This window comes from Helicobacter cinaedi CCUG 18818 = ATCC BAA-847 (assembly GCF_000155475.1).
In the GTDB taxonomy this organism is placed as follows: Bacteria; Campylobacterota; Campylobacteria; order Campylobacterales; family Helicobacteraceae; genus Helicobacter_C; species Helicobacter_C cinaedi.
In genome coordinates this window covers 4,204-5,713 of sequence record NZ_DS990404.1, presented here as the reverse complement: position 1 = coordinate 5,713, position 1,510 = coordinate 4,204, and the positions used below count along the sequence as shown (strand labels likewise).

Annotated in this window: 4 protein-coding genes; all 4 read right to left on the bottom strand. The window is 32.7% G+C overall.

Annotated elements, in window-relative coordinates; all coding sequences use genetic code 11:
- A partial coding sequence (locus tag HCCG_RS11170) for a hypothetical protein (RefSeq protein WP_002957657.1) occupies window positions 1–416 on the bottom strand: 416 nt, incomplete at its 3' end.
- Window positions 409–540 (bottom strand): hypothetical protein, encoded by a 132-nt coding sequence (locus HCCG_RS12905; protein WP_002957656.1) that lies wholly within the window; start codon window positions 538–540, stop codon window positions 409–411. The genes HCCG_RS11170 and HCCG_RS12905, both read right to left, overlap by 8 nt.
- 7 nt (window positions 541–547) lie before the next feature.
- Window positions 548–928 carry a hypothetical protein gene (locus tag HCCG_RS11165; protein ID WP_002957655.1) on the bottom strand — a complete coding sequence of 127 codons (381 nt, stop codon included), beginning with the start codon at window positions 926–928 and terminating at the stop codon, window positions 548–550.
- A 56-nt stretch (window positions 929–984) separates the two neighbouring features.
- The coding region (locus HCCG_RS11160; protein WP_081445340.1) for a hypothetical protein at window positions 985–1,510 on the bottom strand (526 nt) is incomplete at its 5' end.

The following is a 1,510-nucleotide window of genomic DNA, read 5'->3' as shown; positions in this document are numbered from 1 at the left end:
TGTTTGGGTTGCCAATCACTAGAAGTATCATCAGTAGATTCTATCTCACCTTTTTCTACAAGCATATTAAGCACATCGCAGAGGTCTTGCATAATTTTTTCTAGTGTTTTATTTTCCGTATTGTCTGGGTTTTCTATAAACTTGGCTCGTATAGTATTTTCCCCTGTTATGACGTCCCATATCCATACATAAGGTTTATCATTGATTGTAAAATTCCAAATGCTCACATCAGGACCCAAAAGATAATCTTCATTTAATACAACATTGTAATGTTTGTATTGTGCCAATGCTTTAATACAAAAAGGACAAACTTCTTCTTCACAATAGAAATTCTCTATTGTGAAATCTAAATGATTAACTCTTTTCCAAAGATACTTTGAATAGGAAATCCTTTTCGTTTCTTTAGTTTTATCCATTATCTTTCTCCTTATCCAATTGTTTAGAATCTTTATATTCTGCATACACACTACTCACTAATAGCTTATCTTGATAGTGAAACTCTAGGGTATGGGGTTTATTGAGGTTTGCTAGTCTAGTCATTAGTTCTTTAGTCTTGCACAGATGCTAATTCTCCATTTTCTATTAGCATATTAAGCATATCACATAAGTCTTGCATAATTTTTTCTAGGGTTTCTCTTTTTAGACTGCTTGGATTGCCATTAACTTTTATCCTGCTTCTCCAAGTATCAGTTTCCCATATCCAAAAACAGGATAAATCATTGATAGTAAAATCCCAAATACTCACATCAGGACCAAAGAGATAATCTTCATTTAACACTACATTATAATGCTTGTATTGTGCCAATGCTTTAATACAAAAAGGACAAACATATTCTTCACAATAGAAATCATCTAAATAAAATTCAAAACGCCCCTCTATCTCCCGATAACCGCCCCAATAAGTAACCTTTCTTTTTTCTGTCTGCATTAATTCTCCTTTTTTAAGTTTAAATGGTTTGATAATATATTGCACTATTTGTCGTATCATTTTGGGCTTACCCCCAAGTTTTCATTTACACTGGGTCTTGACCTACTTGAAGCTTCAATAGTATAATTATATATATCCTCCATTTTTGTCAATCCCTTTTCTTTTTTTATATATTCTATCCATTCTTCCCAAGTTTTAATCTTTTCTTTATATTCTAGTCTCCCAGCTTCAGCCCTATCCCTCATAACATCTCTTGTATCTTTTTTAGCTTGATTACGAAAATTAAAACAAAATCTTGCCCTTTCTTCAAGTGTCAAGATTCTATTATTAAGCTCTTTAATTTTTGGTAATTGTGTATTGACATACCATTCTCTTGCGTCTTTATTATTTAAAGATTCTCTAGCTATGCCTTGCATTTCTCTACTTTCTTTTTTCACATACCTATTGCCCTGTATTTCTGATATAAATTTTGTGCCTTTTATTACCAGACCTCTGCCAATCGCTGCTCCAAACCCCACAATATACCCACTCACATCAACAAGCCCCTCCTCTTTGTATTCAATAGGTGTATAGATATGTAGT